General features: G+C 75.3%; 12 protein-coding genes. 9 read left to right on the top strand and 3 right to left on the bottom strand.

The features are described 5' to 3' along the window. Nucleotides 1-6: 6 nt before the first annotated feature. Complete coding sequence (locus EEW87_RS01080; RefSeq protein WP_123091006.1) at nucleotides 7-687, bottom strand: DUF2017 domain-containing protein; 681 nt, start codon at nucleotides 685-687, stop codon at nucleotides 7-9. After that, nucleotides 687-977 (bottom strand): ATP-dependent Clp protease adapter ClpS, encoded by a 291-nt coding sequence (gene clpS / locus EEW87_RS01075; protein ID WP_224767016.1) that lies wholly within the window; start codon nucleotides 975-977, stop codon nucleotides 687-689. Before clpS ends, EEW87_RS01080 begins: the two co-directional genes overlap by 1 nt. Before the next feature lie 23 nt (nucleotides 978-1,000). Here clpS and EEW87_RS01070 point away from each other — a divergent pair, with 23 nt between their 5' ends. From EEW87_RS01070 to EEW87_RS01030, 9 genes are all read left to right on the top strand, one after another. Further along, nucleotides 1,001-2,326 (top strand): nicotinate phosphoribosyltransferase, encoded by a 1,326-nt coding sequence (locus tag EEW87_RS01070; protein WP_123091008.1) that lies wholly within the window; start codon nucleotides 1,001-1,003, stop codon nucleotides 2,324-2,326. A gap of 22 nt (nucleotides 2,327-2,348) precedes the next feature. Continuing rightward, entirely contained in the window at nucleotides 2,349-2,921 is a 573-nt protein-coding gene (locus EEW87_RS01065; RefSeq protein WP_123091009.1) for a nicotinamidase, read from the top strand. A 189-nt stretch (nucleotides 2,922-3,110) separates the two neighbouring features. Further along, nucleotides 3,111-4,490 carry an MFS transporter gene (locus EEW87_RS01060; RefSeq protein ID WP_123091010.1) on the top strand — a complete coding sequence of 460 codons (1,380 nt, stop codon included), beginning with the start codon at nucleotides 3,111-3,113 and terminating at the stop codon, nucleotides 4,488-4,490. Between the two features lies 1 nt (nucleotide 4,491). Continuing rightward, nucleotides 4,492-6,678 carry a molybdopterin oxidoreductase family protein gene (locus EEW87_RS01055; RefSeq protein WP_123091011.1) on the top strand — a complete coding sequence of 729 codons (2,187 nt, stop codon included), beginning with the start codon at nucleotides 4,492-4,494 and terminating at the stop codon, nucleotides 6,676-6,678. Beyond that, complete coding sequence (locus EEW87_RS01050; protein ID WP_123091527.1) at nucleotides 6,675-8,135, top strand: FAD-dependent oxidoreductase; 1,461 nt, start codon at nucleotides 6,675-6,677, stop codon at nucleotides 8,133-8,135. The genes EEW87_RS01055 and EEW87_RS01050 overlap by 4 nt, the downstream gene beginning before the upstream one ends. 67 nt (nucleotides 8,136-8,202) lie before the next feature. Next, nucleotides 8,203-10,773 (top strand): nitrite reductase large subunit NirB, encoded by a 2,571-nt coding sequence (gene nirB, locus EEW87_RS01045; protein ID WP_123091012.1) that lies wholly within the window; start codon nucleotides 8,203-8,205, stop codon nucleotides 10,771-10,773. Then, nucleotides 10,770-11,156 (top strand): nitrite reductase small subunit NirD, encoded by a 387-nt coding sequence (nirD, locus tag EEW87_RS01040; RefSeq protein WP_123091013.1) that lies wholly within the window; start codon nucleotides 10,770-10,772, stop codon nucleotides 11,154-11,156. The genes nirB and nirD overlap by 4 nt, the downstream gene beginning before the upstream one ends. A gap of 4 nt (nucleotides 11,157-11,160) precedes the next feature. Further along, the gene (gene cobA / locus EEW87_RS01035) at nucleotides 11,161-11,922 is read left to right on the top strand and encodes a uroporphyrinogen-III C-methyltransferase (RefSeq protein ID WP_123091014.1); all 762 of its coding nucleotides are present in this window, start codon (nucleotides 11,161-11,163) and stop codon (nucleotides 11,920-11,922) included. Beyond that, nucleotides 11,919-13,037, top strand: a complete 1,119-nt coding sequence (locus EEW87_RS01030; protein WP_123091015.1) for a uroporphyrinogen-III synthase — start codon at nucleotides 11,919-11,921, stop codon at nucleotides 13,035-13,037. Before cobA ends, EEW87_RS01030 begins: the two co-directional genes overlap by 4 nt. 24 nt (nucleotides 13,038-13,061) lie before the next feature. Here the strand turns inward: EEW87_RS01030 and EEW87_RS01025 are convergent, their stop codons facing one another. Beyond that, nucleotides 13,062-14,300, bottom strand: coding sequence for a homogentisate 1,2-dioxygenase (locus EEW87_RS01025; RefSeq protein WP_123091016.1), 1,239 nt, complete (start codon nucleotides 14,298-14,300; stop codon nucleotides 13,062-13,064). Nucleotides 14,301-14,311: the final 11 nt, after the last annotated feature.

Below are 14,311 nucleotides of genomic sequence, written 5' to 3'. Positions count from 1 at the left end.
CTCACCCTACGCAGCACCCCCGGCGCGCCCGGCGCCCCCGCGCGGCGGCCCGGCCGGCAGCGTGCGGCCGAGCGACTCCTGCAGCCAGGTGAGGAAGTCGTAGAGCATGAGCGCGAAGGCCGCCGGGTCCTCGTCGTCGAGGTCGGCGACGACCCGCTCGAGCCGGTCGGCGTCGTCGTCGGTGCGCAGGCCGAGCCGCTCGCCCATGACGAGCCGGATGTCGGTGAGCGCGACGAGCACGGCGACGGCCTCGCCCCGGTCGAGCACGACCGCCTCGGGGTCGCCCGGGTCGGCCGAGGGCCGCAGGACCGCCTGCGCGAGGGTGCGCAGGTTGCCCGCCTTGCGCTGGCGCAGCCCGCCCTCGGTGAGCCGGCGGAACTCGCGGGCCTCCTCGGGGTCACCGCGGTGACCCGCGGGGAAGAGCCGGTCGAGCGCGGGGTCGCGCTCCTCGTCCAGGCCGGCCGAGCGCTCGGGGTCGGGGGTGCCCGTGTCGGTGCTCAAGGTCCCCAGGCCCGCGACGATCGCGTCGAAGGGGTCGACCTCCCCTTCGCCCGCCGTCACCGGGCCGTCGTCCTGCGGCGAGACGACGTCGAGGACCTGCTCGGCGAGCTGGGCGAGGACCTCGCGCTCGTCGGCGTCGAGCCAGGCGACGACGTCCTCGCCACGGCGCTGGAAGGCGCGGGCCATCAGTCGTCCTTCTGGTAGGTGGCCCACAGGCCGTAGCCCTGCATCGCCTCGGTGTCGAGCTCCATCTGCTCCTTCGGCCCGGTCGAGACGACGGCGCGGCCCTTCGTGTGCACGTCCATCATGAGCTTCGTCGCGTGCTGCTCGGTGTAGCCGAAGTGCGTCTGGAAGACCCAGGTCACGTACGACATGAGGTTCACCGGGTCGTTCCACACGAGCGTGATCCACGGGACGTCGGGGTCGACGACGAGATCGGGCTCGTGCACCTGCTGGTCCACCGGCGCTGCACTCACCCGCACAACCATAGAGTGACGCCGTGACGACGACCGACCCCAGCACCGGCCTGCTCACCGACCACTACGAGCTGACGATGCTCCAGGCGGCGCTGCGCAGCGGCGCGGCGAGCCGTCGCTGCGTCTTCGAGGTCTTCGCCCGCCGCCTGCCCGACGGTCGGCGCTACGGCGTCGTCGCGGGCACCGGCCGTCTCCTCGACGCCATCGAGTCCTTCCGCTTCGACGAGGCCGAGATCGCCGACCTGCGCTCGCGCGGCGTCGTCGACGAGGCGACGCTCGACTTCCTCGCCGGCTACCGCTTCGACGGCGACGTGTGGGGCTACGCCGAGGGCGACGCGTACTTCCCGTACTCGCCGATCCTCGTCGTCGAGGCCGACTTCGCCCACGGGGTCATCCTCGAGACGGTCATCCTCTCGATCCTCAACCACGACAGCGCGATCGCCTCCGCGGCCTCGCGGATGACCGGCGCCGCCGGCACCCGCCCGTGCATCGAGATGGGCTCGCGGCGCACGCACGAGGAGGCCGCCGTCGCCGCCGCGCGGGCCGCCTACATCGCCGGCTTCGCCTCGACCTCCAACCTCGAGGCCGGCCGGCGCCACGGCGTGCCGACGGTGGGCACCTCCGCGCACGCCTTCACCCTCTTGCACGACGACGAGCGCGCCGCCTTCCAGGCCCAGGTCGACGCCCTCGGTGCCAGCACCACCCTGCTCGTCGACACCTACGACATCACCGAGGGGGTGCGCACGGCCGTCGAGGTCGCCGGCACCGGGCTCGGGGGCGTGCGCCTGGACTCCGGTGACCTCGTCGTGCAGGCCCAGGAGGTCCGCGACCAGCTCGACTCCTTGGGCGCGACGAGCACCCGCATCACCGTGACCTCCGACCTCGACGAGTACGCGATCGCCGCCCTGGCCGCGGCGCCGGTCGACGGCTACGGCGTCGGCACCCGGGTCGTCACCGGCTCGGGCCACCCGACGGCGTCGATGGTCTACAAGCTCGTCGCCCGCGAGGACGAGAGCGGCGAGATGATCGGCGTCGTCAAGAAGAGCAAGGACAAGCAGTCCGTCGGCGGGCGCAAGTACGCCCTGCGCCGCCTCGACGCCCATGGCATCGCCTCCGCCGAGCTCATCGGCGTCGACGAGCTCCCCGAGGACGACGGCGAAGGGGTCGGCGACCGCGAGCTGCTCGTCCCCCTCGTGCGCGACGGCGTCGTCATCGGCCGCGAGAGGTGCACCGTCGTCGCGGCCCGCGAGCGCCACGAGGCCTCGATGGCCGAGCTGCCCCGATCCGCCCACCAGCTGAGCGCCGGCCGCCCCGCGGTCGAGACGGTCTTCGTCACCGAGACCCCCTGAGCCGGGCGGTAGCGTCGGTCGCATGGCCCGTGCGCTCGTGCTCGTCGACATCCAGAACGACTTCTGCGAAGGGGGATCCCTCGCCGTGACCGGGGGCGCCGAGGTGGCCCGCCGGGCCGCCGAGCGGGTCCTGAGCACGAAGGGCGAGTACGCCGCCGTCGTCGCGACGGCCGACTGGCACGTCGAACCGGGCTCGCACTGGGCCACGCCGGGCACCGAGCCGGACTACGTCGACAGCTGGCCCGTGCACTGCGAGGTCGGCACGGCCGGCGCCGACTTCCACCCCGCCCTCGCGCCCGCGCTCCCCCACGTCGACGCCGTCTTCCGCAAGGGCCGCCACGAGGCCGCGTACAGCGGCTTCGAGGGCACGAGCGAGGACGGCACCGGCCTGGCGGCGTGGCTGCGCGAGCGCGACGTCGACGCGGTCGACGTGTGCGGCATCGCGACCGACTACTGCGTGCGCGCCACGGTCCTCGACGCCGTCGGCGCCGGTCTGCAGGTCCGCCTGCTCGAGGACCTGTGCGCCGGCGTCGCCCCGGAGAGCACGCAGCGGGCGCTCGCCGAGATGGCCGCCGCGGGCGTCGCCCGCGCCTGACCGCGCCCCCGCGCGCCCCCGCGGCGCGACTTCTCACACCGGCGCGCCCGCCGGTGTGCACGCAGCGTTACGCCCCTTTCACCGCGGCACGCGTCGGCCGGTAACACCGGCTCGGCAGTCTCGGCGAGGACAGCCCGCACGACGACGAGGTCAGGTGGGCCCCCCTTCGCACGAGAAGTCGAGGCCAGCATGTCCACCACCGCACTGCCTGGGAGCGCCGCTCCCGACGAGGCGCTCGCGCCGCCGCAGACCTCGCCCGCCCCGACCGGCCCCGTCGTCGGACCGGGCCGGTGGGTCGAGCACTGGGACCCGGAGGACCCGGTCGCCTGGGAGCACGGCGGCCGCCGGCTGGCCCGGCGCAACCTCGGGCTCTCGGTCTACGCCGAGTTCCTCGGCTTCTGCGTCTGGGCGCTGTGGAGCGTCGTCGTGCCCCAGCTGCCGGCGGCCGGCATCCCGGTGACGCTCGGCGAGCAGTTCTGGCTCGTCTCGCTCCCCGCGCTCGTCGGCGCGACCCTGCGCGTGCCCTACTCCTTCGCGGTGACGAAGGTCGGCGGGCGCAACTGGACCGTCGTCTCGGCGCTCCTGCTCCTCCTGCCGACCCTCGCGCTCGCCTGGTCGGTGAGCACCCAGCAGGGCTTCGGGGTGCTCCTCGCGTGCGCCGCGCTCGCCGGGCTCGGCGGCGGCAACTTCGCCTCGTCGATGACGAACATCTCCTTCTTCTTCCCCGAGGCCGCGAAGGGCCGGGCGCTCGGCATCAACGCCGCAGGCGGCAACCTCGGCACCGGCATCGTCCAGATGGTCATCCCCGCCGTCGTCGCCGTCGGCGCGGGCATCCACCTCGAGTACGCGGGGCTCGTCATGGTGCCGCTCGTGCTCCTCGCCGCCGTCCTCGCCTGGCGCGGCATGGACAACCTGCGCGAGGCCCGCTCCGACCTCGGCTCCTACCGCGACGCGTGCCGCCGGCGCGACACGTGGGTCATCTCCGTGCTCTACATCGGCACCTTCGGCTCCTTCGTCGGCTACTCCGCCGCCTTCCCCACGCTGCTCGTCAGCCAGTTCCCCGAGCAGTCGCCCTACGTCGCCTTCGTCGGCGCGGTCGTCGGTGCGCTCACCCGACCGCTCGGCGGGTCCGTCGCCGACCGGCTCGGCGGCGCCCGGGTGACGATCGCCGCCTTCGCCGTCATGGCGGCCGGGGCGGTCGGGGCGGTCCTCGCGCTCGCCCAGCACTCCTTCGTCCTCTTCGTCGCGAGCTTCGTCGTGATGTTCGCCGGCTCGGGCATCGGCAACGGCGCCACCTACCGGATGATCCCCGCCGTCTTCCGCGCCGGGGTCTCGGCCGCCGACCTGCCCCGGGCCCGTCGCGCCGCCGCCGCCTGCATCGGCATCGCCGGGGCGGTCGGCGCGTACGGCGGCTTCCTCATCCCGCAGGGCCTGCGCCTGGCGCGCACCGAGCTCGGCTCGCTCGTGCCCGCGCTGTGGGTCTTCGTCGCCGCCTACGTGCTCATGGGCCTGCTCACCTGGGCGCGCTACGCCCGCCGCGGCAGCGCCCTCGCCGAGCACACCGTCTGACATGACCGGCACCCGAGCCACTGACACCCACTGCCCCTACTGCGCGCTGCAGTGCGCGCAGCGGCTCACCGTCGGCGCGGACGGCGCCGTCGAGCCCGCCGGGCGTGCCTTCCCGACGTCGAAGGGAGGGATGTGCCAGAAGGGGTGGACCTCGCCGGCCCTGCTGCGGGCCCCCGACCGTCTCGTCGAGCCGCTCGTGCGCGGCGCCGACGGCGTGCTGGCACCGGCGTCGTGGGACGACGCGCTGGACCTCGTCGCCGACCGGCTGGCGGACCTGCGCCGCGAGCACGGCGCCGACAGCGTCGCTGTCTTCGGCGGCGGCGGTCTGACGAACGAGAAGGCCTACGTCCTGGGCAAGCTCGCCCGGGTCGCCCTCGGCACGGCGATGGTCGACTACAACGGCCGCTTCTGCATGAGCTCGGCGGCGGCGGCCACGAACCGCAGCCTCGGTCTCGACCGCGGCCTGCCCTTCCCCCTCGCCGACCTCGCCGGCGCCGACGCGGTCCTGCTCCTCGGCTCCAATCTCGCCGAGACCTCGCCCCCCGCGGTGGCCCACCTCACCGGGGTGCGCCGGCGGGGTGGCCTCGTCGTCGCCGACCCGCGGCACAGCGCGACCGCCGCGCTCGCCGACGACGGCGCGGGCATCCACCTGCAGCCCCTGCCGGGCACCGACCTCGTCGTGCTCCTCGCCCTGGCCCACGTCGTCCTCGCCGACCGCCTCCTCGACGAGCGGTACGTCGCCGAGCGCACGAGCGGGCTCGACGCGCTCCGCTCGGCGGTCGCCCCGTGGTGGCCCGAGCGGGCCGAGCAGGTCTGCGGGGTGCCGGCCCGCACGCTGCGGCGCACCGCGCACCTGCTCGCCGCGGCCGCTCCCCACCGCGGCGGCGCCGGCGCCTACGTCCTCACCGGGCGCGGCGTCGAGCAGTCCCGCCAGGGCACCGACACGGTGAGCGCGGCGATCGCGCTCTCGTTGCTCCTCGGTCTCGTCGGCCGGGTCGGCAGCGGCTACGGCGCGATCACCGGGCAAGGCAACGGCCAGGGCGGTCGGGAGCACGGCCAGAAGTGCGACCAGCTGCCCGGGTACCGCTCGATCACCGACCCCGCGGCCCGGGCGCACGTCGCCCAGGTGTGGGGCGTCGACCCCGACGAGCTGCCCGGTCCCGGCATCCCCGCCGTCGCGCTCCTCGACGCCCTCGGGCGACCGGGCGGACCGCGCGCCCTGCTCGTGCACGGCTCGAACCCCGCGGTCAGCGTGCCCGGCAGCTCCGGCGTCCGCGAGCGCCTCGCCGCGCTCGACCTGCTCGTCGTGTGCGACCTCGTGCCGTCCGAGACCGCGCTGCTCGCCGACGTCGTCCTGCCGGTGACCCAGTGGGCCGAGGAGGAGGGCACGATGACGAGCCTCGAGGGCCGGGTCCTGCGGCGCCGGGCCGCGGTGCGCCCGCCGGCCGGCGTGCGCTCCGAGCTGTGGGTGTGGGCCGAGCTGGCCCGCCGGCTCGGGGCGCCCGGCACGTGGTCGAGCGACCCCGCCGAGGTCTTCGACGAGCTGGCCCGCGCCTCCGCCGGGGGCGTCGCCGACTACTCCGGTCTCAGCCACGCCCGGCTCGACGCAGCGGAGGCGAGCGGCGCGGACGACGGCGGCACCGCGCTGCACTGGCCGTGCCCGGCGACGCCGGACGGCACCCCGGACCACCCGGGCACCCCGCGTCTCTTCCTCGACCGCTTCCCCACCCCCGACGGGCGGGCCCGCCTCGTGCCGGTCCGCCACCGCGGGCCGTCCGACGACCTCGGCCCGACCACCCCGGTCTACCTCGTCACCGGTCGCGTGCTCGCGCACTACCAGTCCGGCGCGCAGACCCGTCGGGTGCCCGAGCTCGTCGAGGCGGCCGGTGACCCCTTCGTCGAGGTCCACCCCCTCCTCGCCGAGCGCACCGGCGTCGCTGACGGCGACCTCGTCCACCTCGACGGCCTGCGCGGGCGGGTCACCGCCCGGGTGAGGGTCGACGCCGGGACCCGACCGGACACGGTCTTCATGGCCTTCCACTGGGCCGGGCCGGGCGGCGTCAACGAGATCACCTCGCCCGTCGTCGACCCCGTCTCCTCGATGCCCGAGCTCAAGGTGTGCACGATCTCGCTCACCCCGGCCGCCGACGCCCCCGGCACGGCCGACCTCGCGGGGGCCGTGCGATGACCCGCGTGCTCGTCGTCGGCGCCGGCATGGTCGGGGCGCGGGTCGCCGACGACCTGCTCGCCGCCGACTCCGCCGGCCGGCTCGACGTCACGGTCCTCGGCGCCGAGGCGACGACCCCCTACAACCGCGTCCTGCTATCCGACGTCGTCGCCGGGCGGTACGCGGCGAGCGAGATCGGCCTGCCGCCGCTGCCGCACGACCGCCTCGCGGTGCACGAAGGGGTCGCGGTCGCCTCGGTCGACCGGGCGGACCGGTCCGTGACGACGTCTGACGGCCACCGGCTGCGCTACGACTTCCTCGTCCTCGCCACCGGCGCGCGGGCCCGCGTGCCCGACCTGCCCGGTCTGCGTGGCGGCGAGGGCGGCACGCTGCCCGCCGGTGTCCACCCGCTGCGCACCCTCGGCGACGCGACGGCCGTCGTCGCCGCGAGCCGCACGGCCCGTCACGCCGTCGTCCTCGGCGGTGGGGTCCTCGGGCTCGAGGTCGCGACCGGTCTGCGACGCCGCGGTCTCGCGGTCGTCGTCGTCCACCCCGGCGCCGGTCTCATGGACCGCCAGCTCGGCAGCCAGGCCGCCGACGTGCTCGCCCGCTCCCTGCACGACCTCGGCGTCGGGCACCGGCTCGGCCGGGGCGCGACGGAGGTCGTCACGACGGCGAGCGCCGACGGCCGGCGCGCCGTCGAGGGAGTGCGCCTCTCCGACGGCGAGGTCGTCCCCGCCGACCTGCTCGTCGTCACGGCGGGCACGGTCCCCGACACCGACCTGGCCCGCGGCGCCGGGCTCGCCGTCGGGCGCGGCGTGCTCGTCGACGAGCACAGCCGCACGGCCGACCCCCGGGTCTTCGCCGTCGGCGACTGCGCCGAGCCGCCCGAGGGCGGCACCGGCCTCGTCGCCCAGGGCTGGGCGCAGTCGGCGCGGCTCGCCGAGCTCCTCACGAGCGGGACGAGACCCCCGGCCCCGGCTCCCACCCCCGCTGGGGACGACGTCGTCCGGGTCAAGGCCCACGGAGTCGACGTGGTGACGATGGGGGTGAGCGGCGGCGCCGACGCGCGCACGGTCGCGCTCAGCGACCCCGCCGCCGGGCGGCACGTCGAGGTGAGCGTCGTCGGCGACCGTCTCGTCGGCGCCACGTGCATCGGCAGCCCGGACGTCGCCGCCGACCTCGTCGTCGCGTACACACGCCGGACCCCGCTGCCCACCGACCCCGCGCGGCTCCTCCTCACCGCCCTCGCCGGCGAGCCCGTCGCCCGCGTGCCCGTCACCGAGCTGCCCGACGAGGGCGTGGTCTGCCGCTGCTCGAGCGTGACGAAGGGGGCGATCCGCGCCGCCGTCGCCGACGGCGCTCACGACGTCGCCGAGGTCGCCGCCCGCACCCGCGCCAGCACCGGGTGCGGCTCCTGCCGCGCCGACGTCTGCGCTCTCCTCGCCGCCCTCACACCTGCCGACGCACCCGCGTGAGCACACCGTGACGACGGCGAAACCGCGACCGACACCCGACGACACGTCCGACCGAGAGGCTCCTGCCATGACCCACCACCCGAAGCAGCTCGTCGTCGTCGGCGGCGGCATGGTCGCCCGCCGGCTCGTCGACGCCCTGCGCGAGCGCGACACCGACGGCCGCTGGGCGATCACCCTCCTGTGCGAGGAGCCCCGTGCGCCGTACGACCGCGTCGCGCTGACGTCGTACTTCTCCGGACGCGACCCCGACGACCTCTCCCTCGGCGGCGCGGAGATCTGGGACGACCCGCTCGTGACGATCCGGCGCGGCGTGGCCGCGACCCGGGTCGACCGCGAGGCGCGCGAGGTGACGTGCAGCGACGGCAGGGTCCTCCCCTTCGACGAGCTCGTCCTCGCGACCGGCTCCTCGGCGGCGGTGCCCCCGGTGCCCGGCACCGACCTCCAGGGCTGCTTCGTCTACCGCACCATCGACGACGTCGCGGCGCTGCGGCAGTGGGTCGAGGCGCTGCGCGAGCGCCACGACCGGCCGCTGCGCGGTGCGGTCGTCGGCGGCGGCCTGCTCGGGCTCGAGGCCGCCGGCGCCCTGCAGGCGCTCGAGGTCGCCAGCCACGTCGTCGAGTTCGCGCCGCGGCTCATGCCGATCCAGGTCGACGACGGCGGTGGCGAGGCCCTGCGGCGCCTCATCACCGGGCTCGGCGTCGACGTGCGCACGGGCACGGCCACGTCACGCATCAGCGGAGAGCGCGGACGGGTGCACCGGATGCACTTCGCCGACGGGCCCGCCCTGCCCGTCGACGTCGTCGTGCTCGCGACGGGGGTCAGGCCCCGCGACGAGCTGGCCCGCGCGTGCGGGCTCGAGATCGGCGAGCGCGGCGGCGTCGTCGTCGACGACGCGTGCCGGACCACCGACCCGGCGATCTCCGCGATCGGCGAGGTCGCCTGCATCGAGGGCCGGGTGTGGGGCATCGTCGCCCCCGGCTACGCGATGGCCGAGGTCACCGCCGACCGCCTCCTCGGCGGAGCCGCGACCTTCCCGGGCGCCGACACGGCGACGAAGCTCAAGCTGCTCGGTGTCGACGTCGCGAGCTTCGGCGACGCCTTCGGCACCGAGCCCGGCAGCCTCGACGTCGTCGTCTCCGACCCGGTCGCCGGGGTGTACAAGAAGCTCGTCCTGTCCGACGACGCCCGCACCCTGCGCGGCGGGATCCTCGTCGGCGACGCCTCCGCCTACGCCGGGCTGCGCCCGATGCTCGGCCGCGAGCTGCCCGGCGACCCCGTCTCCTACCTCCTGCCCGAGGGCGTGGGCGCTGCTCCCTCGGCCGAGCTGCCCGACGACGCGACGGTGTGCTCGTGCAACAACGTCAGCGCCGGCACCGTGCGCGGGTCGGTCACCGAGCACGCGTGCACCGACCTGCCCGCGGTCAAGGCCTGCACGCGTGCCGGTACGAGCTGCGGGTCCTGCCTGCCGCTCGTCAAGCGCCTCATGACGACCGAGCTCGAGCGCTCCGGCGTCGAGGTGAGCGACGCGCTGTGCGAGCACCTGGACCTCTCGCGCGCCCAGCTCTTCGACGTCGTGCGGGTCGGGCAGCTGCGCTCCTTCACCGAGGTCCTCGAGCGGCACGGGCGCGGGCGGGGCTGCGACATCTGCAAGCCGGTCGTCGCCTCGGTGCTCGCGTCGCTGTGGAACGAGCACCCGCTGACGCAGGGGCGGGCCGGTCTGCAGGACACCAACGACCGCTACCTCGCGAACATGCAGAAGGACGGCTCCTACTCCGTCGTCCCGCGCATCCCCGGAGGCGAGATCACCCCCGAGGGGCTCATCGTCATCGGCGAGATCGCCCGCGACTTCGGCCTCTACACGAAGATCACCGGCGGCCAGCGGATCGACCTCTTCGGGGCCCGGCTCGACCAGCTGCCCGACATCTGGCGCCGGCTCGTCGACGCGGGCTTCGAGTCGGGTCACGCCTACGGCAAGTCGCTGCGCACGGTGAAGTCCTGCGTCGGCTCGACGTGGTGCCGCTACGGGGTGCAGGACTCGGTCGGCCTCGCCATCGCCCTCGAGGAGCGCTACCGGGGTCTGCGCAGCCCGCACAAGATCAAGCTCGGGGTCTCCGGCTGCGCCCGGGAGTGCGCCGAGGCGCGCGGCAAGGACGTGGGCGTCATCGCCACCGACCACGGCTGGAACCTCTACGTCGGCGGCAACGGCGGCTTCACCCCGCGCCACGCCCAGCTGCTCGCCGAGGACCTCCCCACCGACGAGCTCGTCCGCGCGATCGACCGCTACCTCATGTACTACGTGCGCACGGCAGACCGCCTCCAGCGCACCGCGGCCTGGCAGGAGGACCACGAGGGCGGTCTCGACGCGATCCGGGCGGTCGTCCTCGAGGACTCGCTGGGCATCGCCGCCGACCTCGACGCCGCGATGGCCCAGCACGTCGACACCTACGTCGACGAGTGGGCGGCGGCGCTGGAGGACCCGCAGACCCTGGCGCGCTTCACGACCTTCGTCAACGCGCCCGACGCGCACGACGACACCCTCGCCTACGTCGCCGAGCGCGGCCAGGCCCGGCCGGCGACGCCGGCCGAACGATCCGGCCCGGTGCTCGTCGCCGGCACGACCCTGGAGGTGCGCTCATGAGCTGGACGACGGTGTGCGACGTCGAGACCATCGGTCTCGACGAGGCGGTGCTCGCCCTCGTCGACGGCGAGCAGGTCGCCGTCGTGCGCACGGCCAGCGGCGAGGTCTTCGCCGTCGACCAGCGCGACCCGTACAGCGGCGCCCACGTCATGGCTCGCGGCATCGTCGGCACGTGCGGCGACCGGCCGTGCCTCGTGTCGCCGATGTACAAGCAGGTCTTCGACCTGCGCACCGGGGTCTGCCTCGACACCGTCGGCGGGGAGGAGCGGGTGCTGCCGACCTGGCCGGTGCGGGTCGAGGCGGGACGGGTCCTCGTCGGGAGCGGCCGAAACACCGGCGCAACACCGACGTCATCGCCGGAGCCGTCGCCCGTCGGAGCATGAGGTCATGGCACCTCGACACACGCCGGGCCGCGTCGTCCTCGTCGGCGGCGGACCGGGCGACCCCGACCTGCTGACCGTGCGCGCCCTGCGCCACCTGCGCAGCGCCGACGTCGTCGTCGCCGACCGGCTCGGCCCGACCTCCGTGCTCGACGACCTGCCGCTGCGGGTCGAGATCATCGACGTCGGCAAGGCCCCGGGCCAGCACGCGATGAGCCAGGAGCGGATCGACGAGCTCATCGTCGAGCGGGCCCGGCGCGGTCAGGTGGTCGTGCGGCTCAAGGGCGGCGACCCCTTCGTCTTCGGGCGCGGGGGCGAGGAGGTCCTCGCCTGCCGCGACGCGGGCGTCGAGGTCGAGGTGGTGCCCGGCATCTCCAGCGCCCTCGCGGTCCCCGCGCTCGCCGGGGTGCCGAGCACCCACCGGGGGGTCGTCGGCGCCGTCCACGTCACCCACGGGCACGAGCCCCTCACCGCGACCGCGACGAGCGCCGTCGTCACCGGCGAGGCCACGCTCGTCGTCCTCATGGGCGTCGCCCGCCTGGCCGAGCACGCCGCCTCGCTGCTCGCGGCCGGTGCCGCGCCCTCCACCCCCGTCGTCGTCGTCGAGTCCGGCAGCACGCCCGACGAGCGGGTCACCCGCGCGCCCCTGTCGCAGGTCGCCGCCGTCGCCGCGCAGATCGGTGTGCGCTCCCCGGCAGTGGTCGTCGTCGGGGCGGTGGCTGCGGAGGGCTTCCTCGACGCGCGGGCCCTCGTCGAGGCCGTCGCGTGAGCACCGCGCTCCCGGCAGTCCTCGCCGGCTGCGTCGTCCTCGTCACCGCGGACCGCCGCTCGGCCGACCTCGCCGCCGCGCTGGAGCGTCGCGGCGCGAGCGTGCGGCACGCCCCGGCGCTGACGATCGTGCCGCACACCGACGACGCACAGCTGCTGCGTGCCACCCGTGACCTCGTCGCGGCCCCGCCCGACGTGCTCGTCGTGACGACCGGGGTCGGCTTCCGCGGCTGGCTCGAGGCCGCCGACGCCGGCGGTCTGGGCGCCGAGCTGCACGACGTGCTCGCCGGCACGCGCGTCGTCGCCCGCGGCCCGAAGGCCAAGGGCGCGATCATGGCCGCCGGCCTCACCCCCGACTGGGTCGCCGAGTCCGAGACCTCGGCGGAGATCCTGCGTCTGCTCCTCGACGAAGGGGTGAGCGGCCTGCGCGTCGCGATCCAGCACCACGGGGCGGGCGCGGACGGGCTCGACGTCGCGCTCGCCGACGCCGGGGCGGACGTCGCCCCCTTCGTCGTCTACCGCTGGGGACCGCCGCGCGACCCCGAGGCGGTCGCGGCCTCCGTGCGCGACAGCGCTGCCGGGGCGATCGACTGCGTCGTCTTCACCTCTGCCCCGGGGGCGCAGGCCTGGCTCGACGCGGCCCGGGGCGAAGGGGTCCTCGGCGACCTCGTCGCCCGGGCGGCGAGCGGCGACCTCGTCGCCGCGGCCGTCGGGCCGGTCACCGCCGCACCCCTGCGCGAGGCGGGCATCGAGCCCGTCGTCCCCGAGCGGGGCCGCCTCGGCGCACTGGTGCGCGCCGTGCTCGCCCACTACTCCGGCGCCCGGTGCCCGGCCGTGACGACCGTCGCCGGCGAGCTGCAGGTGCGCGGCACGGCGGCCATCCTCGGCGAGCGCGTGCTGCCGCTCTCGCCGAGCGGGCTGGCCGTGCTGCGCGCCCTCGTCGACGCCCAGGGCGCCGTCGTCTCCCGCGAGCAGCTGCTCGGTGTGCTGCCCGGCGACTCCACCGACCCGCACGCGGCCGAGGTCGCCGTGTCACGGGTGCGCGAGGCCGCCGGCCGGCGCGACCTCGTGCAGACCGTCGTCAAGCGGGGCTACCGGCTCGGCGTCCCCGTCTGAGCGCGACCGGGACCGGCCGAGCGGTCAGCGCCCGCCGGTCCAGCTCCAGGCGTACCGGCCGTCGTCGCAGGCCAGTCCCCCTTCGCCGATCTCGAGGGGCCGGAAGGTGTCCACCATGACGGCCGTCTCGTCGAAGTACTCGATGCCGATCGACTTCTCGTAGGCGCCCGGCTGCGGCCCGTGGGCGTGCCCGCCGGGGTGCAGGCTGATCGAGCCGCGTCCGATGCCCGAGCCCTTGCGCGCCTCGTAGTCGCCGTCGACGTAGAACATCACCTCGTCGCTGTCGACGTTCGAGTGGTAGTACGGCACCGGGATCGACAGCGGGTGGTAGTCGACCTTGCGCGGCACGAAGTTGCACACGACGAAGTTCCACCCCTCCCACACCTGGTGCACGGGCGGCGGCTGGTGGACCCGGCCGGTGATCGGCTCGTAGTCGGCGATGTTGAAGACGTAGGGGTAGAGGCAGCCGTCCCAGCCGACGACGTCGAGCGGGTGGAAGGGGTAGGTGAAGCGGGTGCCGACGACCCCGCCGGGCCCGTTGCCACGATGGCGCACGAGCACCTCGGTGCTCTCGCCGCGCTCGGCACCGACGTCCTCGGCGAGCAGGGGCCCCTGGGGGCCGCGCAGGTCGCGCTCGCAGTACGGGGCGTGCTCGAGCAGCTGGCCGTGCTTCGAGAGGTAGCGCTTCGGCGGCTGGATGTGGCTGCTCGCCTCGCAGACGTACAGGCGCAGCACGGACCCGTCGGCCGCGTCGGCCGAGGACGCGGGCAGCCAGCGGTGGGTCGTCGCGCGGGGCATGACGACGTAGTCGCCCTTCGCCACCTCGAGCGAGCCGAAGACCGTCTCGACGCGTCCGGCGCCGCGCTCGACGTAGACGAGCTCGTCGCCGACAGCGTTGCGGTACCAGGGGCTCACGGCGCCGGCGACGACGTAAGAGATCCGCACGTCGCCGTTGCCGAGGAGGAGGCGGCGGCCCTGCACGGCGTCGACCGCGGCCACCGCGGCGTCGTCCTCGCCGAAGAGGCGGTGCGGCTGCAGGTGCATGGGCTTGAGCGGGTGGTTCGCCGTGAGGGTCTGGTCGGGCAGCTCCCAGATCTCGCTCGCGGTGATCTCGCTGGGGATCTCGCGGTGGTAGAGCAGCGAGCTGTCGCTCGAGAAGCCCTCCTCGCCCATGAGCTCCTCGTAGTAGAGCCCGCCCTCGCCGTCCGGGTGCTGGGTGTGCCGCTTGGGCGGGATGCTGCCCGTCGCGCGGTAGTACGCCATCGCAGACCTCC

This window comes from Janibacter melonis, assembly GCF_003721155.3.
GTDB lineage: Bacteria > Actinomycetota > Actinomycetes > Actinomycetales > Dermatophilaceae > Marihabitans > Marihabitans melonis.
This window is presented reverse-complemented; position numbering and strand designations above follow the sequence as displayed.

What these genes read in the sequence shown, in the direction of transcription:
- EEW87_RS01080 (WP_123091006.1), bottom strand. Translation starts at nt 687, where the DNA reads ATGGCCCGCGCCTTCCAGCGCCGTGGCGAGGACGTCGTCGCCTGGCTC.
- EEW87_RS01065 (WP_123091009.1), top strand. Translation starts at nt 2,349, where the DNA reads ATGGCCCGTGCGCTCGTGCTCGTCGACATCCAGAACGACTTCTGCGAA.
- EEW87_RS01060 (WP_123091010.1), top strand. Translation starts at nt 3,111, where the DNA reads ATGTCCACCACCGCACTGCCTGGGAGCGCCGCTCCCGACGAGGCGCTC.
- EEW87_RS01055 (WP_123091011.1), top strand. Translation starts at nt 4,492, where the DNA reads ATGACCGGCACCCGAGCCACTGACACCCACTGCCCCTACTGCGCGCTG.
- EEW87_RS01050 (WP_123091527.1), top strand. Translation starts at nt 6,675, where the DNA reads ATGACCCGCGTGCTCGTCGTCGGCGCCGGCATGGTCGGGGCGCGGGTC.
- nirB (WP_123091012.1), top strand. Translation starts at nt 8,203, where the DNA reads ATGACCCACCACCCGAAGCAGCTCGTCGTCGTCGGCGGCGGCATGGTC.
- nirD (WP_123091013.1), top strand. Translation starts at nt 10,770, where the DNA reads ATGAGCTGGACGACGGTGTGCGACGTCGAGACCATCGGTCTCGACGAG.
- cobA (WP_123091014.1), top strand. Translation starts at nt 11,161, where the DNA reads ATGGCACCTCGACACACGCCGGGCCGCGTCGTCCTCGTCGGCGGCGGA.
- EEW87_RS01025 (WP_123091016.1), bottom strand. Translation starts at nt 14,300, where the DNA reads ATGGCGTACTACCGCGCGACGGGCAGCATCCCGCCCAAGCGGCACACC.